Annotated in this window: 22 protein-coding genes and 1 other RNA gene; 16 read left to right on the top strand and 7 right to left on the bottom strand. The window is 53.2% G+C overall.

What is annotated here, in order from left to right:
- Nucleotide 1: 1 nt before the first annotated feature.
- On the bottom strand, nucleotides 2-427 hold the full coding sequence (locus NA197_RS06030; RefSeq protein ID WP_000218564.1) for a PPC domain-containing DNA-binding protein: 426 nt from the start codon (nucleotides 425-427) through the stop codon (nucleotides 2-4).
- Nucleotides 428-800: 373 nt separating this feature from the next.
- Between NA197_RS06030 and epd the strand changes: the two genes are divergently transcribed.
- The 6 genes from epd to NA197_RS06060 all read left to right on the top strand — a co-directional run bounded on the left by epd (nucleotide 801) and on the right by NA197_RS06060 (nucleotide 6,982).
- Nucleotides 801-1,847: an erythrose-4-phosphate dehydrogenase gene (epd, locus tag NA197_RS06035; RefSeq protein WP_000218338.1), complete on the top strand. Its 1,047-nt coding sequence runs from the start codon at nucleotides 801-803 to the stop codon at nucleotides 1,845-1,847.
- A 21-nt stretch (nucleotides 1,848-1,868) separates the two neighbouring features.
- The gene (pgk, locus tag NA197_RS06040; RefSeq protein ID WP_000111274.1) at nucleotides 1,869-3,032 is read left to right on the top strand and encodes a phosphoglycerate kinase; all 1,164 of its coding nucleotides are present in this window, start codon (nucleotides 1,869-1,871) and stop codon (nucleotides 3,030-3,032) included.
- A gap of 101 nt (nucleotides 3,033-3,133) precedes the next feature.
- A complete protein-coding gene (fbaA, locus tag NA197_RS06045; RefSeq protein WP_000034386.1) occupies nucleotides 3,134-4,213 on the top strand; it encodes a class II fructose-bisphosphate aldolase in 1,080 nt (359 codons plus the stop codon).
- Nucleotides 4,214-4,445: 232 nt separating this feature from the next.
- The gene (locus tag NA197_RS06050) at nucleotides 4,446-5,306 is read left to right on the top strand and encodes a small-conductance mechanosensitive channel MscS (protein WP_000389833.1); all 861 of its coding nucleotides are present in this window, start codon (nucleotides 4,446-4,448) and stop codon (nucleotides 5,304-5,306) included.
- A 200-nt stretch (nucleotides 5,307-5,506) separates the two neighbouring features.
- Nucleotides 5,507-6,142: an arginine exporter ArgO gene (argO, locus tag NA197_RS06055; RefSeq protein WP_000626863.1), complete on the top strand. Its 636-nt coding sequence runs from the start codon at nucleotides 5,507-5,509 to the stop codon at nucleotides 6,140-6,142.
- A 93-nt stretch (nucleotides 6,143-6,235) separates the two neighbouring features.
- Entirely contained in the window at nucleotides 6,236-6,982 is a 747-nt protein-coding gene (locus tag NA197_RS06060) for an oxidative stress defense protein (protein WP_023203995.1), read from the top strand.
- 64 nt (nucleotides 6,983-7,046) lie between these two features.
- Here the strand turns inward: NA197_RS06060 and NA197_RS06065 are convergent, their stop codons facing one another.
- Together NA197_RS06065 and argP are read right to left on the bottom strand one after the other, a co-directional pair.
- Nucleotides 7,047-7,238, bottom strand: a complete 192-nt coding sequence (locus NA197_RS06065) for a hypothetical protein (RefSeq protein WP_023203996.1) — start codon at nucleotides 7,236-7,238, stop codon at nucleotides 7,047-7,049.
- 11 nt (nucleotides 7,239-7,249) lie between these two features.
- A complete protein-coding gene (gene argP / locus NA197_RS06070) occupies nucleotides 7,250-8,143 on the bottom strand; it encodes a DNA-binding transcriptional regulator ArgP (RefSeq protein WP_000828345.1) in 894 nt (297 codons plus the stop codon).
- A gap of 153 nt (nucleotides 8,144-8,296) precedes the next feature.
- Between argP and rpiA the strand changes: the two genes are divergently transcribed.
- Entirely contained in the window at nucleotides 8,297-8,956 is a 660-nt protein-coding gene (gene rpiA, locus NA197_RS06075) for a ribose-5-phosphate isomerase RpiA (RefSeq protein ID WP_000189741.1), read from the top strand.
- A gap of 266 nt (nucleotides 8,957-9,222) precedes the next feature.
- Nucleotides 9,223-10,455, top strand: a complete 1,233-nt coding sequence (serA, locus tag NA197_RS06080; RefSeq protein ID WP_001151627.1) for a phosphoglycerate dehydrogenase — start codon at nucleotides 9,223-9,225, stop codon at nucleotides 10,453-10,455.
- A gap of 77 nt (nucleotides 10,456-10,532) precedes the next feature.
- Here the strand turns inward: serA and NA197_RS06085 are convergent, their stop codons facing one another.
- The 3 genes from NA197_RS06085 to zapA all read right to left on the bottom strand — a co-directional run bounded on the left by NA197_RS06085 (nucleotide 10,533) and on the right by zapA (nucleotide 11,704).
- Entirely contained in the window at nucleotides 10,533-11,129 is a 597-nt protein-coding gene (locus NA197_RS06085) for a 5-formyltetrahydrofolate cyclo-ligase (protein WP_031221199.1), read from the bottom strand.
- A gap of 20 nt (nucleotides 11,130-11,149) precedes the next feature.
- Nucleotides 11,150-11,333: non-coding RNA, 6S RNA (gene ssrS / locus NA197_RS06090), on the bottom strand.
- A gap of 41 nt (nucleotides 11,334-11,374) precedes the next feature.
- On the bottom strand, nucleotides 11,375-11,704 hold the full coding sequence (gene zapA / locus NA197_RS06095) for a cell division protein ZapA (protein WP_001276011.1): 330 nt from the start codon (nucleotides 11,702-11,704) through the stop codon (nucleotides 11,375-11,377).
- Between the two features lie 166 nt (nucleotides 11,705-11,870).
- Here zapA and NA197_RS06100 point away from each other — a divergent pair, with 166 nt between their 5' ends.
- The 8 genes from NA197_RS06100 to NA197_RS06135 all read left to right on the top strand — a co-directional run bounded on the left by NA197_RS06100 (nucleotide 11,871) and on the right by NA197_RS06135 (nucleotide 22,643).
- Entirely contained in the window at nucleotides 11,871-12,449 is a 579-nt protein-coding gene (locus NA197_RS06100) for a YecA family protein (RefSeq protein WP_000027236.1), read from the top strand.
- A 25-nt stretch (nucleotides 12,450-12,474) separates the two neighbouring features.
- Nucleotides 12,475-13,791 carry a Xaa-Pro aminopeptidase gene (gene pepP, locus NA197_RS06105; RefSeq protein ID WP_000193688.1) on the top strand — a complete coding sequence of 439 codons (1,317 nt, stop codon included), beginning with the start codon at nucleotides 12,475-12,477 and terminating at the stop codon, nucleotides 13,789-13,791.
- The gene (gene ubiH / locus NA197_RS06110) at nucleotides 13,788-14,966 is read left to right on the top strand and encodes a 2-octaprenyl-6-methoxyphenyl hydroxylase (protein ID WP_000111142.1); all 1,179 of its coding nucleotides are present in this window, start codon (nucleotides 13,788-13,790) and stop codon (nucleotides 14,964-14,966) included. Before pepP ends, ubiH begins: the two co-directional genes overlap by 4 nt.
- Nucleotides 14,967-15,091: 125 nt before the next feature.
- A complete protein-coding gene (ubiI, locus tag NA197_RS06115; protein ID WP_017441088.1) occupies nucleotides 15,092-16,294 on the top strand; it encodes an FAD-dependent 2-octaprenylphenol hydroxylase in 1,203 nt (400 codons plus the stop codon).
- A gap of 454 nt (nucleotides 16,295-16,748) precedes the next feature.
- On the top strand, nucleotides 16,749-17,843 hold the full coding sequence (gene gcvT, locus NA197_RS06120) for a glycine cleavage system aminomethyltransferase GcvT (protein ID WP_000068738.1): 1,095 nt from the start codon (nucleotides 16,749-16,751) through the stop codon (nucleotides 17,841-17,843).
- A 25-nt stretch (nucleotides 17,844-17,868) separates the two neighbouring features.
- Nucleotides 17,869-18,258 (top strand): glycine cleavage system protein GcvH, encoded by a 390-nt coding sequence (gene gcvH, locus NA197_RS06125; RefSeq protein WP_001638897.1) that lies wholly within the window; start codon nucleotides 17,869-17,871, stop codon nucleotides 18,256-18,258.
- Between the two features lie 162 nt (nucleotides 18,259-18,420).
- Nucleotides 18,421-21,294 carry an aminomethyl-transferring glycine dehydrogenase gene (gcvP, locus tag NA197_RS06130; RefSeq protein ID WP_064043082.1) on the top strand — a complete coding sequence of 958 codons (2,874 nt, stop codon included), beginning with the start codon at nucleotides 18,421-18,423 and terminating at the stop codon, nucleotides 21,292-21,294.
- Nucleotides 21,295-21,749: 455 nt separating this feature from the next.
- The gene (locus NA197_RS06135; RefSeq protein WP_000819373.1) at nucleotides 21,750-22,643 is read left to right on the top strand and encodes a transporter; all 894 of its coding nucleotides are present in this window, start codon (nucleotides 21,750-21,752) and stop codon (nucleotides 22,641-22,643) included.
- A 47-nt stretch (nucleotides 22,644-22,690) separates the two neighbouring features.
- On the opposite strand, the gene bglA is transcribed toward NA197_RS06135, so the two are convergent.
- Entirely contained in the window at nucleotides 22,691-24,124 is a 1,434-nt protein-coding gene (gene bglA, locus NA197_RS06140) for a 6-phospho-beta-glucosidase BglA (protein WP_001230140.1), read from the bottom strand.
- Between the last annotated feature and the right edge of the window lie 121 nt (nucleotides 24,125-24,245).

Here is a 24,245-nt window from a genome sequence, read left to right on the forward strand (position 1 = left end):
ATTAACGGGAAGAAATATGCAGTTCGTCATAACCGGAAATGGCGCACGGTTGACGGCTGAACGTCAGCGCTGGCAGCTCGCCGATAACCAGCTCCAGCGTGGTACGCACGGTACACCCTGGCATCATATGGCCGCCGAGCATGGCCCCGTAGGGATCCGATACCGCGAGATGCAGATGCTCGCCGGTCAATTCAAGCGTGCCGTTTAGCGAGATAACTTCAAACGTGCCGGTGAGCGATGTGGTCGCCTCTTGCCCGGCATAACGCAGCGCAACGTCGGTCAGACTGCCAGTACACCCTGCAATCCAGGCAGCATGTAATTGGTTCTGTTGCACAAAGGCGTGTAATTGGGAAAACACTTCCTGGCCGGGAAGCAGACGAAGCGCGTAAAAGCGCGCTGTAGAGGCGTTGTGGTGAGATACAGTCATCGTTACAGGACTCCGAGACTCGGACGTGGCGCTGATAATATAGACGCTGGCGGCAGCGCTTTCTGATATAAATCAGTATTTGTGACGCGACGATGAAAAGATCTGACGGATGTACTGGTGATTCTTAAATATGGAATAAATTGCAGCGTAAGCGGCCATGAAATGTGATGCAGGTCAGATAACTGTCTTCTTCGACTGGACAAACATTCCTTTTATTCCCCGTTTCGCTTATTCTAGCTGAAGCGTTTCAGTTAATTAAATGTTCGACAATTAACCAATCAGTCGCAGTTTGCGACAGGTGAGGTTTTACTCGACGATGAGCTGCATTACTCTGTCAGCCTCATCTGAATCGGGATAGCCTTGCAGGAGACCTATGACCGTACGCATAGCGATTAATGGCTTTGGTCGCATCGGACGTAACGTGGTTCGTGCTTTGTATGAATCCGGACGTCGGGCGGAAATTACCGTGGTGGCCATCAACGAGCTGGCGGATGCCGCAGGCATGGCGCATTTGTTGAAATACGATACCAGCCACGGGCGTTTTGCATGGGAGGTTCGCCACGAGCGCGAGCAGCTTTTTGTCGGCGACGATGTCATTCGTATTCTGCATGAACGAACGCTGGCGGATCTGCCGTGGCGCGAACTGGGCGTGGATGTCGTGTTGGATTGTACGGGCGTATATGGCAACCGGGAGCATGGCGAGGCGCATATTGCCGCTGGCGCGAAGAAAGTGCTCTTTTCTCATCCGGGCAGCAACGATCTTGACGCCACCGTCGTTTTTGGCGTGAACCAGAATCAACTGCGTGCGGAACATCGTATTGTCTCAAACGCATCCTGTACCACGAATTGCATAATTCCCGTCATTAAATTGTTGGATGATGCTTACGGCATCGAGTCTGGTACCGTCACGACGATCCACTCCGCGATGAACGATCAGCAGGTGATCGACGCGTATCACTCCGATCTGCGGCGCACGCGCGCGGCCAGCCAGTCGATTATCCCGGTAGATACAAAACTGGCGGCAGGCATTACGCGTATATTCCCGCAGTTTAACGACCGTTTTGAGGCGATTGCCGTGCGCGTTCCAACCATTAATGTGACGGCGATCGATTTAAGCGTGACGGTGAAAAAACCAGTAAAAGCCAGTGAAGTCAACCAGTTGCTGCAAAAAGCAGCACAAGGTGCATTTCATGGTATAGTTGACTATACGGAATCACCGTTGGTCTCGATAGATTTTAACCACGACCCGCACAGCGCCATTGTTGATGGCACGCAAACCCGGGTCAGTGGCGCCCACCTGATCAAGACGCTGGTCTGGTGCGATAATGAATGGGGCTTTGCTAACCGGATGCTCGACACCACGTTAGCGATGGCCGCAGTTGGTTTCAGGCTCGACGCGTCAGCGTCGACAAAACTTTAAGCATCATTGAGAGGATTCACCATGTCTGTAATTAAGATGACCGATCTGGATCTGGCCGGGAAACGCGTTTTTATCCGTGCGGATCTGAACGTACCTGTTAAAGAAGGGAAAGTGACCAGCGACGCGCGTATCCGCGCCTCTCTGCCGACCATCGAACTGGCTCTGAAACAGGGCGCGAAAGTGATGGTAACTTCCCACCTGGGTCGTCCTACCGAAGGCGAGTACAACGAAGAATTCTCTCTGCTGCCGGTTGTTAACTACCTGAAAGACAAACTGTCTAACCCGGTTCGCCTGGTCAAAGATTACCTGGACGGCGTTGACGTGGCCGAAGGTGAGCTGGTGGTTCTGGAAAACGTTCGCTTTAACAAAGGCGAAAAGAAAGACGACGAAGCGCTGTCTAAAAAATATGCCGCCCTGTGTGACGTATTCGTGATGGACGCCTTTGGTACTGCGCACCGCGCGCAGGCTTCTACCCACGGTATCGGCAAATTTGCTGACGTCGCGTGCGCAGGCCCGCTGCTGGCCGCTGAACTGGATGCGCTGGGTAAAGCGCTGAAAGAGCCGGCTCGTCCGATGGTGGCTATCGTTGGTGGTTCTAAAGTATCTACCAAACTGACTGTTCTGGATTCCCTGTCTAAAATCGCTGACCAGCTGATTGTCGGCGGCGGTATCGCCAACACCTTCGTTGCCGCTCAGGGCCACAGCGTCGGTAAATCCCTGTACGAAGCTGACCTGGTTGACGAAGCAAAACGTCTGCTGACCACTTGCGATATCCCGGTTCCGACCGATGTTCGCGTTGCCACCGAGTTCTCCGAAACCGCACCAGCGACTCTGAAATCCGTTAACGACGTGAAAGAAGACGAGCAGATCCTGGATATCGGCGATGCTTCCGCTCAGCAGCTGGCTGAAATCCTCAAGAATGCCAAAACCATTCTGTGGAACGGCCCGGTTGGCGTGTTTGAGTTCCCGAACTTCCGTAAAGGGACTGAAATCGTGGCGAATGCCATCGCTGATAGCGAAGCGTTTTCCATCGCTGGCGGCGGCGACACCCTGGCGGCAATCGACCTGTTCGGCATTGCTGACAAAATCTCCTACATTTCTACTGGCGGCGGCGCATTCCTCGAATTCGTGGAAGGTAAAGTTCTGCCAGCCGTAGCGATGCTCGAAGAGCGCGCTAAGAAGTAATCGTTACGGGCAGGGATTCCTGCCCGTTGATTTATCGCCGATCTGACATTCAGGGCGGCCCGTGTTTTTTCCCAAAGCCCGACGATACAGGACAACGAAACATGTCTAAAATTTTTGATTTCGTAAAACCAGGCGTGATCACTGGTGATGACGTACAGAAAGTGTTCCAGGTAGCAAAAGAAAACAATTTTGCTCTGCCGGCAGTTAACTGCGTGGGCACTGATTCCATCAACGCTGTTCTGGAAACCGCTGCAAAAGTTAAAGCGCCGGTCATCGTTCAGTTCTCCAACGGCGGCGCGTCCTTCATCGCGGGTAAAGGCGTGAAAACTGACGTACCTCAGGGCGCGGCAATCCTGGGCGCTATCTCTGGCGCGCATCACGTTCACCAGATGGCTGAACATTATGGCGTTCCGGTTATCCTGCACACTGACCACTGCGCCAAGAAACTGCTGCCGTGGATCGACGGTCTGCTGGACGCGGGTGAAAAACACTTCGCAGCGACCGGTAAACCGCTGTTCTCTTCTCACATGATCGACCTGTCTGAAGAGTCTCTGCACGAAAACATCGAAATCTGCTCCAAATACCTGGCGCGCATGTCCAAAATTGGCATGACTCTGGAAATCGAACTGGGTTGCACCGGTGGCGAAGAAGACGGCGTGGACAACAGCCACATGGACGCTTCTGCCCTGTACACCCAGCCGGAAGACGTTGATTACGCGTACACTGAGCTGAGCAAAATCAGCCCGCGTTTCACTATTGCCGCTTCCTTCGGTAACGTACACGGCGTTTACAAGCCGGGTAACGTGGTTCTGACCCCGACCATTCTGCGTGATTCTCAGGACTATGTTTCTAAGAAACACAACCTGCCGCACAACAGCCTGAACTTCGTTTTCCACGGCGGTTCCGGTTCTACTGCTCAGGAAATCAAAGACTCCGTAAGCTACGGCGTAGTGAAAATGAACATCGATACCGATACCCAATGGGCAACCTGGGAAGGTGTTCTGAACTACTACAAAGAAAACGAAGCGTATCTGCAAGGTCAGCTGGGCAACCCGAAAGGCGAAGATCAGCCGAACAAGAAATACTATGACCCGCGCGTATGGCTGCGTGCTGGCCAGACTTCGATGATCGCTCGTCTGGAAAAAGCATTTAAAGAACTGAACGCGATTGACGTTCTGTAATATAGTCTGCTGATTGAAATGGCTTCCCTCGGGAAGCCATTTTTTTATCGTTATTTCCGGAGAGCGGCGTTAGTTAGCGCTTTCATCCGGCCAACTCACAGTGTACCTGCCTTTTTTGGTTTTGGGATGATGCCGAAAAATGGCATATTCCTCTGTTTTTGTTTACCTTTAAAAAGTTCTTTTCGTGAGAATGATCTCATTTGCTTGTTTTGCTATGACCAAGGAATATTGAATGGAAGATTTGAATGTTGTCGACAGCATAAATGGTGCGGGCACCTGGCTGGTACGCAACCAGGCGTTATTGCTCAGCTATGCTGTGAATATTGTTGCGGCTATCGCTATTATCATCATCGGCTTGATTGTAGCGCGCGTGATTTCCAATACGGTAAATCGTCTGATGCGTGCGCGTCATATTGATGCGACAGTGGCCGACTTTCTTTCTGCGCTGGTGCGCTATGGGGTTATCGCTTTTACGCTGATTGCGGCTCTGGGTCGCGTGGGGGTTCAAACCGCCTCGGTTATTGCCGTACTGGGCGCCGCTGGTTTAGCCGTTGGCCTGGCATTACAGGGATCGCTTTCTAACCTTGCGGCTGGGGTATTGCTGGTTATGTTCCGTCCGTTCCGCGCCGGTGAGTATGTCGATTTGGGCGGCGTTGCCGGTACGGTACTGAACGTGCAAATCTTTTCCACGACAATGCGCGCGGTAGACGGCAAAATTATTGTGATTCCGAATGGCAAAATTATCGCGGGAAATATCATCAACTATTCTCGTGAGCCGGTTCGCCGTAACGAATTCATTATTGGTGTGGCCTACGATTCGGATATCGATCAGGTGAAACAGCTGCTAACGACGATTATCGAGTCCGACGATCGTATTTTAAAAGATCGCGAAATGACGGTGCGTTTGAATGAGCTGGGCGCCTCATCGATTAATTTTGTGGTGCGTGTCTGGAGTAAAAGCAGCGACCTGCAAAATGTCTACTGGGACGTGCTGGAACGTATTAAACGTGAATTTGACGCCGCTGGTATTAGCTTCCCGTACCCGCAGATGGACGTCAATTTTAAACGCGTGAAAGATAACGCCGCGGAGTAATTTTCCTCCCGTGCTGCCTGCCGGTGCTGCGCTTATCCGCCTCCAGTATTCTCTGGTTATTGAGCGGATAAGCGTAGCCGCCATCCGTTATTCAGTCTCTTTATTAGCTTTTCTTATTAGTGATTAAAATTATCAATTTCCGCTAATAATATTCCCGCGCTATAGTCTGCCTTTAAGAAAAACAGCTCAGGGTAGTTAACGTGATATCTTATTATTTTCAAGGGTTTGCCCTTGGCGCCGCCATGATCCTTCCGCTTGGCCCGCAAAATGCGTTTGTGATGAATCAGGGAATTCGTCGCCAGTACCACCTCATGATAGCGCTGCTTTGCGCGTTAAGTGATTTAGTCCTGATTAGCGCCGGTATTTTTGGCGGTAGCGCGTTGCTGATGCAGTCGCCGTGGCTGCTGGCGCTGGTCACATGGGGCGGGGTTGCGTTCTTGTTATGGTACGGTTTTGGCGCGCTGAAAACGGCAATGAGCAGTAATCTGGAGCTGGCCAGCGCCGAGGTTATGAAGCAGGGGCGCTGGAAAATTATTGCTACGATGCTGGCGGTAACGTGGCTGAATCCGCACGTTTATCTGGATACGTTTGTCGTGTTGGGCAGTCTCGGCGGGCAACTGGCTATGGAGCCAAAGCGCTGGTTCGCCCTCGGCACGATTAGCGCGTCGTTCTTGTGGTTTTTTGGGTTAGCGCTACTGGCGGCCTGGCTTGCGCCTCGACTGCGTACGGCGAAAGCTCAACGTATTATCAACATTCTGGTTGGGGTGGTGATGTGGCTTATCGCTTTCCAACTGGCGCGGGAAGGCGTCGCGCATATGCACGCGCTTTTCAACTAAGCGTTGTCTGATGGACAACAGGCCGATATCCGCTAAGCTTGCCTGCATGCGCCCTGTATATCAGGGCAATGACTGCAATATGGAGGAGAGACTGTGAAGTTCAAAGTGATGGCCCTGGCGGCATTAGTGGGTTTAAGTGCAATGTCGGCGCAGGCAAGCGAATTGCCGGAAGGCCCGCACATCGTGACTTCCGGTACGGCAAGCGTCGATGCTGTGCCTGATATCGCCACCTTAGCGATTGAAGTGAACGTCGCGGCGAAGGATGCGGCGACGGCGAAGAAGCAGGCCGATGAGCGCGTGGCGCAATATCTTTCCTTCCTTGAGCAAAATCAGATTGCGAAAAAAGACATTAGCGCGGCGAATCTGCGCACGCAGCCGGATTATGATTACCAAAACGGTAAAAGCATTCTGAAAGGGTATCGTGCGGTGCGAACCGTTGAGGTGACGCTGCGTCAGTTAGATAAACTTAATTCTCTGCTGGACGGCGCGCTGAAGGCGGGTCTGAACGAGATTCGTTCGGTATCGCTGGGCGTGGCGCAACCGGACGCCTATAAAGACAAGGCCCGCAAAGCCGCCATCGATGACGCGATTCATCAGGCGCAAGCGCTGGCAGCCGGTTTTAACAGCAAATTGGGGCCGGTTTACAGCATTCGTTACCATGTCTCTAATTATCAGCCGAGTCCGGTGGTGCGAATGATGAAAGCCGCGGATGCTGCGCCGGTATCTGCGCAGGAAACTTACGAGCAGCCGACCATTCAGTTCGACGATCAGGTCGATGTGGTCTTCCAGCTTGAACCTGGAACAGGGCAGACGTCGACAACGGCCGCCAGCACGCAGTAATCTCGCCCGGCCTGGGCGCTTCCAGGCCGCGTTTTCTCCCGGTGTTCTCATTTTTTGCTCCGTATTACGCAATGAAATGAAGATTTGCTAATACGGTGTGAGCGTTTTGAATCGTCTTGTCGCCAGCAAAAAATAGCCAATGGCGCGTCGTTTTTTGCCGCCTGAACGCAATGATTTTGTGATCAATTTCAAAGAAACGATGGGGGAATAATGGGTCATGCAGGCCGGATAAGACGTTCACGCCGCCATCCGGCATTCATAGAGAGGCTAATCCTGACGCAGCACCTTGTGCCCGTACTCCAGCAGCGCGTCGGTCACTTTGCGCATCATCCGGCTTTCCGGGGCAAAGCGGTGCCAGTAAAGCATCCGGCGCTGTAGCAAACCAGGCGTTAAGTTGATCAACTCGCCGCTTTCCAGCTCTTTCTCAATCTGCAGGTGAGGGATCATGCAGCAGGTCGTGCCCTGACGCGCAAGCTGTACAAACGCTTCGGATGAATTAACGATATGGCACGGCACGCTGCCGGGCGGTAGATCGAAATTCTGTTGCAAAAAGGCCTGATGCATATCATCCAGATGGTCGAACGCGACGGCGGGCGCTTTCAGCAGCGACGACCGGGTAACGCCATTGGGGAAATAGCGCTCGGCAAACGGCTTTGACGCGACAAACAGATAGTCGAGCGCGCCAAGTTTGTCTACCAGGCAACTGGGCAGCGCCTGATGCTGGATACTCACCGCGCCCACCACCTCGCCGCGACGCAGACGTTCTTGCGTGCGCGTTTCATCTTCCACCTGTAAATTGAGACGGATAGGGGAGTCCGCCAGCACCGGCGCCAGCGCCGGAAGCAGCCAGGTCGCCAGACTGTCGGCGTTAACCGCCAGCGACAGCAGCAGCGGCGTAGAGCCGGTTTGTTCATCGCCCAGCCACTCTTCTTCCAGCAGTTCAACCTGACGCAGCAGAGCCAGTAATTTTTGCCCTTGCTCCGTGGGGCGAGGAGGAACGGTACGCACCAACAAAGGTTGTCCGAACATATTCTCAAGCTGTTTTATGCGCTGTGAGACGGCGGATTGCGTGATGCACAGCTTCTGGGCGGCGCGCTCGAATCCTCGTTCACGTATAACGGCATCCAGCGCCTGTAGTGTTCTGTAGTCCGGACGTTTCATTGTTGTGTCATGCTCCTGTTATTTTTTTCCGCACTATGACATAAATTTGCCGTCGGTACAGATGAAATCCGTAGCCTGTGTACGGACACGGAGATTTTTCCCGACAATGTTCTATAATGCGGCTGTATTTTCACACCACAGGCGAAACGATCTATGACGCAGGATGAACTGAAAAAAGCGGTAGGATGGGCGGCACTTCAGTATGTACAGCCCGGCACCATTGTGGGCGTTGGTACAGGCTCAACGGCCGCACACTTTATTGATGCGCTGGGCACAATGAAAGGCCAGATTGAAGGCGCGGTCTCCAGCTCGGACGCCTCGACTGAAAAACTCAAAGGCCTCGGTATTCATGTGTTTGATCTCAACGAAGTGGATAGCCTGGGTATCTATGTCGATGGCGCGGACGAAATCAACGGTCATATGCAGATGATCAAAGGCGGCGGCGCGGCACTAACCCGTGAGAAAATTATTGCTTCCGTGGCGGAGAAATTTATCTGTATTGCGGATGCCTCTAAACAGGTGGATATTCTTGGCAAATTCCCGTTGCCGGTCGAAGTGATTCCGATGGCGCGCAGCGCGGTCGCTCGTCAACTGGTGAAGCTGGGCGGGCGTCCGGAGTACCGTCAGAACGTGGTCACGGATAACGGCAACGTGATTCTGGATGTTTATGGGATGGAAATCCTTGATCCCATCGCGCTGGAAAACGCCATTAACGCGATTCCGGGCGTCGTGACCGTAGGGTTGTTCGCCAACCGTGGCGCCGATGTCGCACTGATCGGCACGCCGGACGGGGTGAAAACCATCGTAAAATGATCCCGCCAGGCGAATTTCCTGCCGCGTAAAAAATTCGGTCAGGGCAAATTTGGTGACATGTATCACGTTTAATCGTTTGCCCTGCCGATCCCTCCAAAGAAAAAGTTATTCCCGGTATTTTCATCTGCTATTTCCCGCTGTATGCGATTCCTTCACGACGCTGGCGCAAACGTTCATATTGCCGTGATAATTTTTTTTGATATGTTGAAGGACGGATGCAAATCCACACACAACATCAGATGGCAAAAAAAGACAGGATCGGGGAAATGGCAAAGGTATCGCTGGAGAAAGATAAAATTAAATTTCTGCTGGTTGAAGGGGTGCATCAAAAGGCGCTGGAAAGCCTTCGTGCGGCAGGTTACACCAACATTGAATATCACAAGGGCGCGCTGGACGCTGAACAGTTGAAAGCGTCCATCCGCGATGCCCACTTCATCGGTCTGCGATCCCGTACTCATCTGACAGAAGAAGTGATTAACGCCGCAGAGAAGCTGGTGGCGATTGGCTGTTTTTGCATCGGCACCAACCAGGTGGATTTAAATGCGGCGGCAAAACGCGGTATTCCGGTCTTTAACGCGCCATTCTCGAATACCCGTTCCGTGGCGGAGCTGGTGATTGGCGAGCTATTGCTGCTGCTGCGCGGCGTGCCGGAAGCGAACGCCAAAGCGCACCGCGGCGTATGGAATAAACTGGCGGCGGGATCGTTCGAAGCGCGCGGTAAAAAGCTTGGCATTATCGGTTACGGCCATATCGGAACGCAGTTGGGCATTCTGGCGGAATCGCTGGGGATGCATGTCTATTTCTATGATATTGAAAATAAACTGCCGCTCGGTAATGCAACTCAGGTGCAGCATCTGTCTGAATTGCTGAATATGAGCGATGTGGTCAGTCTGCACGTACCTGAAAACGCCTCCACCAAAAACATGATGGGCGCAAAAGAGATTGCCCTGATGAAGCCGGGTTCGCTGCTGATTAACGCCGCGCGCGGTACGGTAGTGGATATCCCGGCTTTGTGCGACGCGCTGGCGACGAAACATCTGGCGGGGGCGGCTATCGACGTCTTCCCGACGGAACCGGCCACTAATAGCGATCCGTTTACCTCTCCGCTGTGCGAATTCGATAACGTGATCCTGACGCCGCATATCGGCGGCTCGACGCAGGAGGCGCAAGAAAACATCGGTCTGGAAGTCGCAGGAAAACTGATTAAGTACTCGGATAACGGCTCGACGCTGTCCGCCGTGAACTTCCCGGAAGTGTCGCTGCCGCTGCACGGCGGTCGTCGCCTGATGCACATCCACGAAAACCGCCCGGGCGTATTGACCGCGCTTAACCAGATCTTTGCCGAGCAGGGCGTTAACATTGCCGCACAGTATTTGCAAACCTCCGCCCGAATGGGGTATGTGGTAATTGATATAGAAGCCGATGGCGATGTGGCGGAGAAAGCGCTGCTGGCGATGAAGGCGATTCCGGGCACCATTCGCGCCCGTCTGCTGTACTGATCGCCCGGAGTGCCCGGTGGCGCTAACGCTTACCGGGCCTACACGAATTTTGAACCGTAGGCGGGTAAGGCGTTAATTCACCATTCCCACACTTTTGACGGCGTCACCACCGCAGGCAGAGGGATATCCCACTCTTCAACCGGCAGCTTTTCTACTAACTGGCAATCATGCGCGTAGCCCACAGGCTGGATCTTATGCTGCTGCCAGTTTTGCAACGTACGGTCATAAAATCCGCCGCCCATCCCCAGGCGCTGCCCGTCTTCGTCAAACGCGACTAACGGCGTTACCAGCACATCCAGCTTTGCCAGCGGTAATACGTCGCGGACATCAAGCCGTGGCTCCTGGATCTTTAAGCGGTTGGTCACCAGCGCACTCTGCGGATGATAGTGCAGGAACAGGAGGTTGCCAGGGCTAAAGGGATGAAGAACCGGAAGGTAGACGCGCTTGCCCGCTTGCCATAGCTGTTCTATCAGCGGCTGGGTGTCGAGTTCGCCATCAAAGGAGAGAAACACGGCGACAGTGTGCGCCATCACGACGGGAGGAAAGCTGAGCATTCGGGCGGCGGCCTGTTGACCAAAGCGGCTTTGCTGCTCTGGCGTCAGCGCACGGCGACGTTGCCGAATCATTCGGCGGATTTCTTGTCGTGATAAAGAGAGTTCGGGAAGTTGCGTCATGGCTGTCGCCAGTCAGAAGGGGAATCTCCGAGATGCCGCCGCAGGCTGTAACCCTTGAACCCTTGGTTCAAGGTGAATGTGTCGTCACAGTTTTAAGGCTTCTCGGACGAACCGAGCATGCTCACCAACCGCGGAGCGCCACATTCTTGTGGTATGAAATATCGGCTCAGGGGACTGGCCCGCTTGCAAACATCTCAGAGAAATTCTGTTTTCACAATCACTTTACCATAGTAAAGCGAAAAGTGTTATTCAAAGTTTTGGCCCGTTTTTTCGGTTATGCGACCTTGATCAAGCAACGCCTGTTCGATGGTCTGTTGTAGCATCCGAATACGTTGTTCCATGCTCGCCGCGTAATCGCGGGTCTTCGCTTTTTCCTGAGTTAACTCATAGCTGATATTCAATGCGGCAATGAAAACCAACTGCTCAGTATTTGTGACTCTAGTGCGAACTTTCAGATCTTGCAACCGCTGATTCAGATCGTCCGCAGCCTGATTCAACGCATCCCTTTGGTCAGGCGGGCAATTCACTCGCAGTGAACGGCCAAATATTTGGATATCGACGGGTTGTGCAGACATGCCACCTTCCTGCTGATTGACTGCGCTGCCTTCGTCTCCAGACCCAGGGTCCGCGAAGGGGCGACACTATAGCTACCCTGGTGTGAAGATACAAGCCCTTTTCTGGTTCACCAGGGTCCAAAGTGGTAGCATATCATGAATATCCTCCCTTTGATGACGAATGCTTATGTCTATACAGAACGAAATGCCTGGTTACAACGAAATGAACCGGTTTTTGAATCAACAAGGGGCCGGTCTGACCCCGGCTGAAATGCATGGTTTAATCAGCGGGATGATTTGCGGCGGCAACAACGACAGCTCATGGCAGCCGCTGTTGCACGACCTGACGAACGAAGGTCTGGCCTTCGGGCATGAGCTTGCTCAGGCGCTGCGCAAAATGCACGCGGCGACCAGCGACGCGCTGGAAGACGACGGCTTTCTTTTTCAGCTTTATCTGCCTGAAGGCGACGATGTCAGCGTATTCGATCGCGCAGATGCCTTAGCCGGGTGGGTTAACCACTTTTTGCTTGGCCTCGGCGTAACGCAGCCTAAACTTGATAAAGTCACCGGCGAAACGGGTGAAGCGATTGACGACCTGCGTAATATTGCGCAGCTTGGTTATGATGAGAGCGAAGATCAGGAAGAGCTGGAGATGTCGCTCGAAGAGATCATCGAATATGTCCGTGTTGCGGCGCTGTTATGTCATGACACTTTCACGCGCCAACAGCCGACCGCGCCGGAAGTGCGTAAACCGACGCTACACTAAGAAAAAACGAAATGGAGGCCATGTCATGACTCAGCAGGAATACCAACGCCGTCGCCAGGCATTACTGGCGCAAATGCAGCCCGGCAGCGCCGCGCTGATCTTTGCCGCGCCGGAGGCGACGCGCAGCGCAGACAGTGAATATCCGTATCGCCAGAGTAGCGACTTCTGGTATTTCACCGGTTTTAACGAACCGGAAGCCGTGCTGGTACTGATTAAGAGTGATGACACCCACAACCACAGCGTTTTGTTCAACCGCGTTCGCGACCTGACGGCGGAAATCTGGTTTGGTCGCCGTTTGGGACAGGATGCCGCGCCGGAAAAACTGGGCGTTGACCGGGCGCTGGCGTTTAGCGAAATCAACCAGCAACTCTTTCAGTTGCTTAATGGTCTGGATGTGGTGTACCACGCGCAGGGCGAATATGCGTATGCCGACGAGATTGTTCTGGCTGCGCTGGAGAAGCTGCGTAAAGGCTCCCGCCAGAATCTGACCGCGCCGGCCACCATGACTGACTGGCGACCGATCGTCCATGAGATGCGCCTGTTCAAATCGCCGGAAGAGATTGCGGTCATGCGCCGCGCCGGGGAAATTAGCGCTCTGGCGCATATCCGCGCGATGGAAAAATGCCGTCCGGGGATGTTTGAGTATCAACTGGAGGGTGAAATTCACCACGAATTTAATCGCCATGGCGCGCGCTATCCCTCCTATAACACCATTGTCGGCAGCGGCGAAAATGGCTGTATCCTGCATTACACTGAAAACGAAAGTGAAATGCGCGACGGCGATTTAGTGCTTATCGACGCGGGCTGTGAATATAAAGGTTACGCGGGCGACATCACGCGTACTTTCCCGGTGAACGGGAAATTCACGCCAGCTCAGCGTGAAATTTATGACATCGTTCTGGAATCGCTGGAGACCAGCCTGCGACTGTTCCGTCCTGGTACCTCTATTCAGCAGGTGACCGGCGAAGTCGTGCGCATCATGATAACCGGGCTGGTGAAGTTGGGGATTTTGCAAGGAGAGGTTGATCAACTGATTGCCGAGAATGCGCATCGTCCTTTCTTTATGCATGGCTTGAGCCACTGGCTGGGGCTGGATGTTCATGATGTCGGCGTTTATGGGCCGGATCGCTCCCGCATCCTGGAGCCGGGCATGGTGCTGACCGTAGAGCCAGGCCTCTATATCGCGCCGGATGCAGACGTGCCGGAAGCGTATCGTGGCATTGGCGTTCGAATTGAAGATGACATTGTCATTACCGAAACCGGTAATGAAAACCTGACCGCTGGCGTTGTGAAGAAGGCGGATGACATTGAAGCATTAATGGCGGCGGCGCGGCAGCAATGAGCGTCATTATCGTTGGCGGCGGCATGGCAGGCGCGACGCTGGCGCTGGCCATCTCTCAGTTCAGTCATGGGACGTTGCCGGTACACCTGATTGAAGCGAAAGCGCCTGAAGCCGACGGTCATCCCGGCTTTGACGCCAGAGCGATTGCGCTGGCGGCGGGCACTTGCCAGCAACTGGCGCGAATTGGCGTCTGGCAGGCGATTTCCGATTGCGCAACGGCAATCAACACCGTACACGTCAGCGATCGCGGTCATGCCGGATTTGTGACTCTCGACGCGCAGGATTACAGTCTGGCAGCGTTGGGTCACGTTGCGGAGCTGCATGATATCGGGCTGCGTCTGTTTGCGCTCTTGCGTAAAGCGCCAGGCGTTACGCTGCACTGCCCGGAGCGCGTAGCCAGCGTGTCGCGTACCCAACAGCAGGTTAACGTCACTCTGGAAAACGGCAATGTGATAGCTGGCAGCGTGCTGGTGGCGGCTAACGGTACCCACTCCGCGCTGGCATCAGCCTGCGGCGTTGACTGGCATCAGGAGCCTTACGAACAGTTAGCGGTGATAGCGAATGTCGCGACCGCTATCCCGCATCAGGGACGCGCCTTTGAACGTTTTACTCCCAATGGCCCGCTGGCGATGTTGCCGATGTCGCATGGCCGATGTTCGCTGGTTTGGTGTCACCCGCTCGACCAGCGTGATGAGGTGCTGAGCTGGTCCGACGCGCAGTTCTGTCATGCGTTGCAGGCCGCGTTCGGCTGGCGGCTGGGGCGAATTACTCAGGCGGGTAAGCGCAGCGCGTATCCGCTTGCCCTGACTACGGCGGCGAAAGTGTTTACTCACCGGACTGTCGTGGTCGGCAATGCGGCGCAGACGTTGCATCCTATCGCCGGACAAGGGTTTAATCTCGGTCTGCGCGATGTCATGAGCCTGGCGGAAACGCTGGTCGCGGCACAGGACGCGGGCGAGGATATTGGCGCCTGGCACGTGTTATCGCGCTATCAGCAGCGTCGTCAGGTTGACCGGGATACGACGATTGGCGTAACGAACGGTCTGGTCCATCTGTTTGCAAATCGTTGGGCGCCGCTGGTTATTGGGCGCAATATCGGTTTAATGGCGATGGAATTATTACCGCCTGCGCGCGATGCGCTGGCACAGCGGACCTTAGGTTGGGTTGCGCGTTAAGCAGATCTGTAGGCCGGATAAGGCATTTACGCCGCCATCCGGCATCGTGTTCGTAAAAATGCCGGATGGCGGCTTCGCCTTATCCGGCCTACGGTTTTGATTGTTCCGGTTTCCAGGAGTAAATAGTGCAAAGTGTTGATGTAGCAATAGTTGGCGGAGGCATGGTGGGGCTGGCTGTCGCCTGCGGCTTGCAGGGGAGCGGTTTGCGCGTTGCGGTACTGGATCACGTTGTTCCCCAGCAGTTGGCGAACGATGCGCCGCCTCAGCTTCGGGTGTCGGCGATTAATGCCGCCAGCGAAAAACTGCTTACCCGTCTTGGCGTATGGTCAAACATTGTGGCGCGACGGGCAAGTTGCTACCACGGTATGGAAGTCTGGGATAAAGACAGCTTTGGCCGTATTACGTTTGATGACGCAAGCATGGGATATAGCCATCTGGGGCATATTGTTGAAAACAGCGTCATTCACTATGCACTGTGGCAAAAAGCGCAGCAAGCGGCGGATATCACCTTAATGGCGCCAGCGGAGTTACAGCAGGTCGCCTGGGGAGAGAACGACGCCTTCCTGACTTTAAAAGACGGCGCGATGTTAACCGCGCGTCTGGTGATTGCCGCGGATGGCGCCAACTCCTGGCTGCGTAACAAAGCGGATATTCCCTTAACTTTCTGGGACTACCGTCACCATGCGCTGGTAGCGACTATCCGCACCGAAGAGCCGCACGGCGCGGTTGCTCGCCAGGTGTTTCATGGTGAAGGTATTCTGGCGTTTTTGCCGTTAAGCGATCCGCATCTGTGTTCCATTGTCTGGTCTCTTTCTCCGCAGGATGCGGAGCGTATGCAACAGAGCGGCGACGAGGCGTTTAACCAGGCGTTGACTATCGCCTTCGATAATCGGCTGGGCTTATGCCGCCTGGAAAGCGAACGGCAGGTTTTTCCGCTGACGGGCCGCTATGCTCGCCAGTTTGCCGCGCATCGTCTGGCGTTGGTCGGCGATGCCGCGCACACCATCCATCCGCTGGCAGGGCAAGGCGTCAACCTCGGTTTTATGGACGCGGCCGAACTGGTGGACGATCTGCGCCGGCTTCAGCGCCAGGGCAAAGACATTGGTCAACATCTTTATCTTCGTCGTTATGAGCGTAGTCGTAAACATAGCGCGGCGATGATGCTTGCCGGGATGCAAGGTTTTCGTGACCTGTTTGCCGGCGAAAACCCGGCAAAAAAATTGCTGCGCGACATCGGACTGAAACTGGCGGACACGCTCCCCGGCGTCAAACCCCAACTGCTTCGCCAGGCAATGGGGCTAAACGACCTTCCGCAATGGCTTCGTTAAGCGTCTGACTGCACGCCAGCAAGAGTTTGAAACCCGTCACACTTTGCTTTCCCGGCTATCGCGCCGGGGGGCTTTCCTCGTTTGAAATAATCTAATTTCACCGCCTATTTCGCATTATATTTTCTAATGCCACTATTTTTGGCGAACGCGATTTTCGACATTTTTTCCGCATTTAATATTAATTTATGTTGTGATAAATCGTATCAGCTTCATTTTTATGGAAGTTATTTAGCGTAATAGTGGTTTTTTGTGCTAATGGGGTTTTGGCGTTTTTTAGTCATAAGCTAATGTGATGGTAAATTCAGCCTTATGGTTTAGCGCCTGGTTCGGTGGTAAGTTCAGGAGCAAGAGAACGTTTGCGTCGGCGCAGGAAAAAGGGCGTCGATGCCAGGTTTCGTGGCGAAGATTTCCCATGAAAATGGTTGTTAGCCCCCGCTAATTCAACGAGGAAAAGATGGCCCAACAGACGCCTTTGTACGAACAACACACGCTATGCGGCGCCCGCATGGTCGATTTTCATGGCTGGATGATGCCCCTGCATTACGGCTCTCAGCTTGATGAACACCACGCTGTGCGCACCGATGCCGGGATGTTTGATGTATCGCATATGACCATTGTCGATCTTCATGGTAGCCGCACACGAGAGTTTCTACGTTATCTGCTGGCCAACGACGTCGCGAAGCTAACGAAGACGGGTAAAGCCCTCTACTCCGGTATGCTTAACGCATCGGGCGGCGTGATTGATGACCTTATCGTCTACTACTTCACTGAAGATTTCTTCCGTCTCGTTGTTAACTCCGCCACCCGCGAAAAAGACCTCTCCTGGATTACCCAACACGCTGAACCTTATGCCATAGACATTACCGTTCGTGACGACCTGTCGCTGATTGCGGTACAGGGGCCGAATGCGCAGGAAAAAGCGGCGACTCTGTTTACTGACCAACAGCGCCATGCAGTAGAAGGTATGAAGCCGTTCTTCGGCGTTCAGGCGGGCGATCTGTTTATCGCCACCACCGGTTATACCGGCGAAGCGGGATATGAAATCGCCATGCCGAATGAAAAAGCGGCGGATTTCTGGCGTGCGCTGGTGGAGGCGGGCGTGAAGCCGTGCGGTCTTGGCGCGCGCGACACGCTGCGTCTGGAAGCAGGCATGAACCTGTACGGTCAGGAGATGGATGAAGGTATCTCTCCGCTGGCGGCTAATATGGGATGGACTATCGCCTGGGAACCTGCTGACCGCGACTTTATTGGCCGTGAGGCGCTGGAGATGCAGCGTGAAAAAGGCCATGAGCAGCTTGTCGGTCTGGTGATGACCGAGAAAGGCGTATTGCGTAATGAACTGCCGGTGCGTTTTACCGATGCGCAGGGCAACCAGCAAGAAGGCATTATCACCAGCGGGACGTTTTCCCCAACGTTGGGCTACAGCATTGCGCTGGCGCGCGTTCCGGCGGGCATCGGCGAGACGGCGATTGTACAAATTCGTAACCGTGAAATGCCGGTAAAAGTGACTAAACCTGTTTTTGTGCGTAACGGCAAAGCCGTCGCGTGATTCATCCTTTTTTGGAGATTAATTGATGAGCAACGTACCCGCAGAACTGAAATACAGCAAAGAACACGAATGGCTGCGTAAAGAAGCGGATGGCACTTACACCGTTGGCATTACTGAACACGCTCAGGAGCTGTTGGGCGATATGGTTTTTGTTGATCTGCCGGAAGTCGGCGCGACCGTAAGCGCGGGCGACGACTGCGCCGTGGCGGAGTCCGTAAAAGCGGCGTCCGACATTTATGCGCCGGTAAGCGGCGAGATCGTAGCGGTAAACGATGCGCTGAGCGACTCCCCGGAGCTGGTGAACAGCGAACCGTATGCCAGTGGCTGGATCTTTAAAATCAAAGCCAGCGATGAAAGCGAACTTGAATCGCTGCTGGATGCCACCGCGTATGAGGCATTGTTAGAAGACGAATAATGTTGTGCCGGATGGCGCTAATGCTTATCCGGCCTACTCACTGCAACGCGAATGATTTTGCGTATTCGTTTTCGCACGCGTAGGTCCGGTAAGCGTCAGCGCCACCGGGCAATTGAGTTAGAGACAATCACGATTCACTGCACGTTTCAGGAACCATCGCCCATGACACAGACGTTAAGCCAGCTTGAAAACCGCGGCGCTTTCATTGAACGCCACATCGGACCGGACGCCGCGCAGCAGCAAGAGATGCTGAATGCGGTTGGCGCCGAGTCGTTAAACGCGCTGACAGGTCAGATTGTGCCGAAAGACATTCAGCTCGCGACTCCGCCGCAGGTTGGCGAGGCGGCAACCGAATATGCCGCACTGGCGGAATTAAAAGCCATCGCCGGGCGTAACAAGCGCTTCACGTCGTACATTGGCATGGGCTACACCGCCGTGCAGCTACCGCCGGTTATCCTGCGCAACATGCTGGAAAATCCGGGCTGGTACACCGCCTACACCCCTTATCAGCCGGAAGTCTCTCAGGGGCGCCTGGAAGCGCTGCTCAACTTCCAACAGGTCACGCTGGATCTGACCGGACTGGATATGGCTTCGGCTTCTCTTCTTGACGAAGCCACCGCTGCCGCCGAAGCAATGGCGATGGCAAAGCGCGTCAGCAAACTGAAAAATGCCAACCGTTTCTTTGTCGCCTCTGATGTCCATCCGCAAACTCTGGACGTCGTGCGTACTCGCGCCGAAACCTTTGGCTTTGACGTCATTGTGGATGACGCGGCGAAAGCATTGGATCACCAGGATGTGTTTGGCGTGCTGTTACAACAGGTAGGCACCACGGGCGAAATTCACGACTACAGCGCACTGATTACTGAGCTGAAATCCCGTAAAGTTGTGGTCAGCGTCGCCGCCGATTTTATGGCGCTGGTGCTGCTGACGGCTCCGGGCAAACAGGGCGCGGACATTGTTTTCGGCTCTGCGCAACGCTTCGGCGTACCGATGGGGTACGGTGGCCCGCATGCGGCGTTCTTTGCCGCCAAAGACGAATTTAAACGCTCCATGCCAGGCCGTATTATCGGCGTCTCAAAAGATGCGGCGGGCAATACCGCACTGCGCATGGCGATGCAGACTCGCGAGCAGCATATCCGTCGTGAGAAAGCGAACTCCAACATTTGTACCTCGCAGGTACTGCTGGCTAACATCGCCAGTCTGTATGCCGTTTACCATGGTCCGGTCGGTCTGAAGCGCATTGCTCAGCGCATTCACCGCCTGACCGATATTCTGGCGGCTGGTCTGCAACAAAAAGGACTGAAGCTGCGTCATGCGCACTACTTCGACACCCTGTGCGTGGAAGTGGTCGATAAAGCTGCGGTACTGGCGCGTGCGGAAGCGGCAGAGATCAATCTGCGCAGCGATATTCATAACGCGGTTGGTATTACCCTTGATGAAACCACCACCCGTGAGAATGTGGCACAGTTGTTCAATGTTTTGCTGGGCGACAGTCACGGTCTGAACATTGAAACACTGGATAAAGACGTGGCGCTTGATAGCCGTTCTATTCAGCAAAGTATGCTGCGCGACGATGCGATTCTGACGCATCCGGTATTTAACCGTTACCACAGCGAAACCGAGATGATGCGCTATATGCACTCGCTGGAGCGTAAAGATCTGGCGCTGAACCAGGCGATGATCCCGCTGGGTTCCTGCACCATGAAGCTGAACGCCGCCGCCGAGATGATTCCTATCACCTGGCCGGAATTCGCTGAACTGCATCCGTTCTGCCCGCCGGAACAGGCGGAAGGATATCATCAGATGATTAGCCAGCTTTCGGACTGGTTGGTGAAACTCACCGGGTACGACGCCGTCTGTATGCAGCCGAACTCCGGAGCACAGGGGGAATACGCGGGGCTGCTGGCGATTCGTCACTATCACGAAAGCCGCAACGAAGGGCATCGCGATATCTGCCTGATCCCGGCTTCTGCTCACGGCACTAACCCTGCTTCTGCACATATGGCAGGAATGCAGGTGGTGGTTGTGGCGTGTGATAAAAATGGCAACATTGATCTGACTGATCTGCGCGCGAAAGCCGAACAGGCGGGTGATAATCTCTCCTGCATCATGGTGACCTATCCGTCCACCCACGGCGTCTATGAAGAAACGATCCGCGAAGTGTGTGAAGTTGTGCACCAGTTCGGCGGTCAGGTTTACCTTGATGGCGCGAACATGAACGCCCAGGTCGGCATCACCTCACCGGGCTTTATTGGCGCGGACGTTTCGCACCTCAATTTGCATAAAACTTTTTGCATTCCGCACGGCGGCGGCGGCCCAGGCATGGGACCGATCGGCGTGAAAGCGCATCTGGCACCGTTTGTACCGGGTCATAGCGTGGTGCAAATCGAAGGCATGTTAACCCGTCAGGGCGCGGTGTCTGCGGCGCCGTTCGGCAGCGCATCCATTCTACCAATCAGCTGGATGTACATCCGCATGATGGGCGCAGAAGGCCTGAAGCAGGCAAGCCAGGTCGCGATTCTTAACGCTAACTACATTGCCAGCCGTCTGAAAGACGCGTACCCGGTACTGTATACCGGTCGCGATGGCCGTGTGGCGCACGAATGTATTCTTGATATTCGCCCATTGAAAGAAGAAACCGGCATCAGCGAGCTGGATATTGCCAAGCGTCTGATCGACTACGGTTTCCATGCGCCAACCATGTCGTTCCCGGTGGCGGGCACGCTGATGGTTGAACCGACGGAATCTGAAGGTAAGGCTGAGCTGGATCGCTTTATCGATGCGATGCTGGCTATTCGCGCAGAGATTGACCAGGTGAAAGCCGGTGTCTGGCCGCTGGAAGATAACCCGCTGGTGAACGCGCCGCACATTCAGAGCGAACTGGTCGCCGAGTGGGCGCATCCGTACAGCCGTGAAGTTGCCGTATTCCCGGCAGGCGTGGCAGACAAATACTGGCCGACGGTGAAACGTCTGGATGATGTTTATGGCGACCGCAACCTGTTCTGCTCCTGCGTACCGATTAGCGACTACCAGTAATTTACTGATTCGACTGTTTTCTAAAGGCGCTTCGGCGCCTTTTCAGCTTGTTAATAAAGTGCGTTTTGTTTATGTCGGATGCAGTGTGAGCACCTTATTCAGGCTACAAAGTGTTACTAATTCAATATATTACAGTAAATCGTTGGCTCCTGGCAGGCAACCTGGCGTTTGTATCAGTGTATTAGCCAGAATTAAATTACCGGTTTTTTAGAGCCTAATGATTCATTGTGCATCATTTTTACCTTGCTGTTATTTAATCAAAACAACACAGTATATTTACATATAGTTACAAATAGTTTCTCTCCGGAATCGTTATTTACCTCTCAATATAGTTACAAAAATTTCCGTATATTAAATTCATCAAGCTATTAATTTAAATTATAAATTAAAAATAAGCATAAATAACGTAAATATTTATTAACTTAGCGCTTTGTTTTTTATACCTGGAGGGAATAATGAAACGATTTATATTTCTGCCATTAATGACATATTTTCTATTAATGAATGCAATGGCAGCTAACGGAGAAAATAATCCCAGTAATCTATTAGGTGCACCAGTTAATACCGCTATTTCTGGTGGTTCAGTATTGCCGGAAGGAAAGTTATTAACCGCCGTGAATAGCTCATTTCGCGATAAAGATCATCAAATCGAGGGGCACGGAAGTCCGGATGTTTACTCCCAGATATGGTTATTGAAGATTCGTTACGGTTTGACCGACAGACTGGAATTATCAACAGTGGGTTCCTATATCAATAACAAACGAGACAATCTGTCTCCTGAGCACATAGAGGGAATGGGCGACCAATCGGTGGGGGTCAATTATGCTTTAATGAGCCAGCGAAGAGGTGATCCGTTTTGGGTTACGGTAGGTGGGGCATTATTACTACCCACCGGGCAAGATGGAGATAATCATTTGCCTGGGAATAGCGCCTGGGGAGGAAGAGTAACACTCACTTTAACAAAATTATTCACTCCTAACATTAAAGGGGATATGGGTTTTGTATATCAGGGACCATTTGAGCGCGGTAACCAGGACGTGAAACGAGGTAACGAATTCCAGTGGAATACCCAGGTGCGGTATATGTTTAGCGATTTACCGCTGGATCTTGGTCTGGAAAGTGCCTACAGCAATAATGCCTCTGGAACGAAAAAACTGTCTAATGGCAGCGTAATTAATAACCATTCTGGAACTACCGAATGGGTTGTTGGTCCGTCATTTAATATTGCCGTCGATTCACTGAAATTATGGTTTGGTGCCGGAGCCTTCTTCCCGGTAATGCAGGAAGCGAAGTCGCCAACCAAAATGGAAGATGTACGCTGGGAATTTAAAATAGGTAAGACCTGGTAAGACTCGTTCAAAGTGTTACCCGCCGACTGGCGGGTAACGTGCAGGAGTTAAAGCTTCTCGCCGTTGCTGGCAATCACCTCTTTGTACCAGTTAAAGCTCTTCTTACGTGAACGCGACATATCGCCAGTACCGTCGTCATGTTTATTCACATAGATAAAGCCGTAGCGTTTGCTGTACTGCCCGGTGGTGAACGACACGCAGTCGATGCAGCCCCACGGCGTGTAGCCCATCAGGTCGACACCATCGTAAGTCACCGCTTTTTTCATCTCTTCAATATGGGCGCGCAGGTAGTCAATTCGGTAGTCGTCGTTGATGCTGCCATCTTCTTCTACTTTGTCGTAAGCACCAAAACCGTTTTCGACAATAAACAGCGGCTTTTGATAGCGTTCGTACAGTTCACACAATGAATAACGCAGGCCCACCGGGTCAATCTGCCAGCCCCAGTCAGAGGCTTTAACATAGGGGTTCGGTACGCTGCCTTCAAAACCGGAAATCGCATCGCCGCTACCGCCTTCGGCTTTGACCGCGTTGGTCATGTAATAACTGAAACCAAGATAATCGCAGGTGCCTTCGCGCAGCACTTCAAGATCGCCATCGTCCATTTTGATGTTAAATCCGCGGCGCTCCCACTCGTTCAACACATAGGACGGGTAGTAGCCGCGCAACTGCACATCAGTAAAGACATAGCGTTCACGCATCGACTCCTGAGCAAACATCACATCTTCTGGTTTACAGGAGAAAGGATACAGCGCGACCATCGCCAGCATACAACCAACTTTCATCTGCGGGTTAATGCGACGTGCCGCTTTTACCGCCAGCGCGCTGGCGACAAACTGATGATGTAAGACCTGATACATGGTTTCTTCTGGATTCTCATGCTCGGTATACACTACGCCGGAACAGCAGTAGCCAAACAGCGGCGCGCGCCAGTTTCGCTGATTGTTGATTTCATTGAAGGTCATCCAGTATTTGACCTTATGTTTGTAGCGTTCAAACACGACTTCAGCAAAACGGACAAAGAAATCAACGACCTTACGATTGGTCCAGCCGCCGTAGTGCTGTACCAGATGTAATGGCATTTCAAAGTGAGAAAGGGTAATGACCGGTTCGATGTTGTATTTGAGTAACTCATCAAACATGTCGTCGTAGAATTTCAGACCGGCCTCGTTTGGCTGGGATTCGTCGCCATTCGGGAAGATACGCGTCCAGGCAATAGAGGTACGGAAGCATTTGAACCCCATTTCGGCGAAAAGACGGATGTCTTCTTTGTAATGTCCGTAAAAATCCACCGCCTCGTGGTTCGGATAGTATTTGCCAGCAACGACATTCTGGGTGATTTCGCGTGGCACGCCGTGTGCGCCGCCGGTTAGCACGTCGCAGATGCTGGGGCCTTTACCGTCTTTATTCCAGCCGCCTTCAACCTGGTGTGCAGCAACCGCGCCGCCCCATAAAAAATCTTTTGGCAGGGTGAGTTTTCTCATTGTTGCATAATCTCAATTTATTTAGTCTGTTATCATTCATTCTGCACCAAATGGCATGTAAAGCGTACGCAAAATTCCAGGATGCTCGCGTGTCGGGACAAGAACACATTCAGATCGTAAC

The organism is Salmonella sp. NW884, assembly GCF_051700745.1.
Lineage (GTDB): Bacteria > Pseudomonadota > Gammaproteobacteria > Enterobacterales > Enterobacteriaceae > Salmonella > Salmonella enterica.

Bases quoted from the DNA above. Each gene is read 5' to 3' on its own strand.
- pgk (WP_000111274.1), top strand. From the start codon at position 1,869: ATGTCTGTAATTAAGATGACCGATCTGGATCTGGCCGGGAAACGCGTT.
- pepP (WP_000193688.1), top strand. From the start codon at position 12,475: ATGACTCAGCAGGAATACCAACGCCGTCGCCAGGCATTACTGGCGCAA.
- gcvH (WP_001638897.1), top strand. From the start codon at position 17,869: ATGAGCAACGTACCCGCAGAACTGAAATACAGCAAAGAACACGAATGG.
- serA (WP_001151627.1), top strand. From the start codon at position 9,223: ATGGCAAAGGTATCGCTGGAGAAAGATAAAATTAAATTTCTGCTGGTT.
- NA197_RS06065 (WP_023203996.1), bottom strand. From the start codon at position 7,238: ATGCCGGATGGCGGCGTGAACGTCTTATCCGGCCTGCATGACCCATTA.
- NA197_RS06135 (WP_000819373.1), top strand. From the start codon at position 21,750: ATGAAACGATTTATATTTCTGCCATTAATGACATATTTTCTATTAATG.
- NA197_RS06050 (WP_000389833.1), top strand. From the start codon at position 4,446: ATGGAAGATTTGAATGTTGTCGACAGCATAAATGGTGCGGGCACCTGG.
- bglA (WP_001230140.1), bottom strand. From the start codon at position 24,124: ATGAGAAAACTCACCCTGCCAAAAGATTTTTTATGGGGCGGCGCGGTT.
- zapA (WP_001276011.1), bottom strand. From the start codon at position 11,704: ATGTCTGCACAACCCGTCGATATCCAAATATTTGGCCGTTCACTGCGA.
- gcvT (WP_000068738.1), top strand. From the start codon at position 16,749: ATGGCCCAACAGACGCCTTTGTACGAACAACACACGCTATGCGGCGCC.
- NA197_RS06030 (WP_000218564.1), bottom strand. From the start codon at position 427: ATGACTGTATCTCACCACAACGCCTCTACAGCGCGCTTTTACGCGCTT.
- NA197_RS06085 (WP_031221199.1), bottom strand. From the start codon at position 11,129: ATGACGCAACTTCCCGAACTCTCTTTATCACGACAAGAAATCCGCCGA.
- gcvP (WP_064043082.1), top strand. From the start codon at position 18,421: ATGACACAGACGTTAAGCCAGCTTGAAAACCGCGGCGCTTTCATTGAA.
- rpiA (WP_000189741.1), top strand. From the start codon at position 8,297: ATGACGCAGGATGAACTGAAAAAAGCGGTAGGATGGGCGGCACTTCAG.
- fbaA (WP_000034386.1), top strand. From the start codon at position 3,134: ATGTCTAAAATTTTTGATTTCGTAAAACCAGGCGTGATCACTGGTGAT.
- epd (WP_000218338.1), top strand. From the start codon at position 801: ATGACCGTACGCATAGCGATTAATGGCTTTGGTCGCATCGGACGTAAC.
- argP (WP_000828345.1), bottom strand. From the start codon at position 8,143: ATGAAACGTCCGGACTACAGAACACTACAGGCGCTGGATGCCGTTATA.
- ubiH (WP_000111142.1), top strand. From the start codon at position 13,788: ATGAGCGTCATTATCGTTGGCGGCGGCATGGCAGGCGCGACGCTGGCG.
- NA197_RS06100 (WP_000027236.1), top strand. From the start codon at position 11,871: ATGTCTATACAGAACGAAATGCCTGGTTACAACGAAATGAACCGGTTT.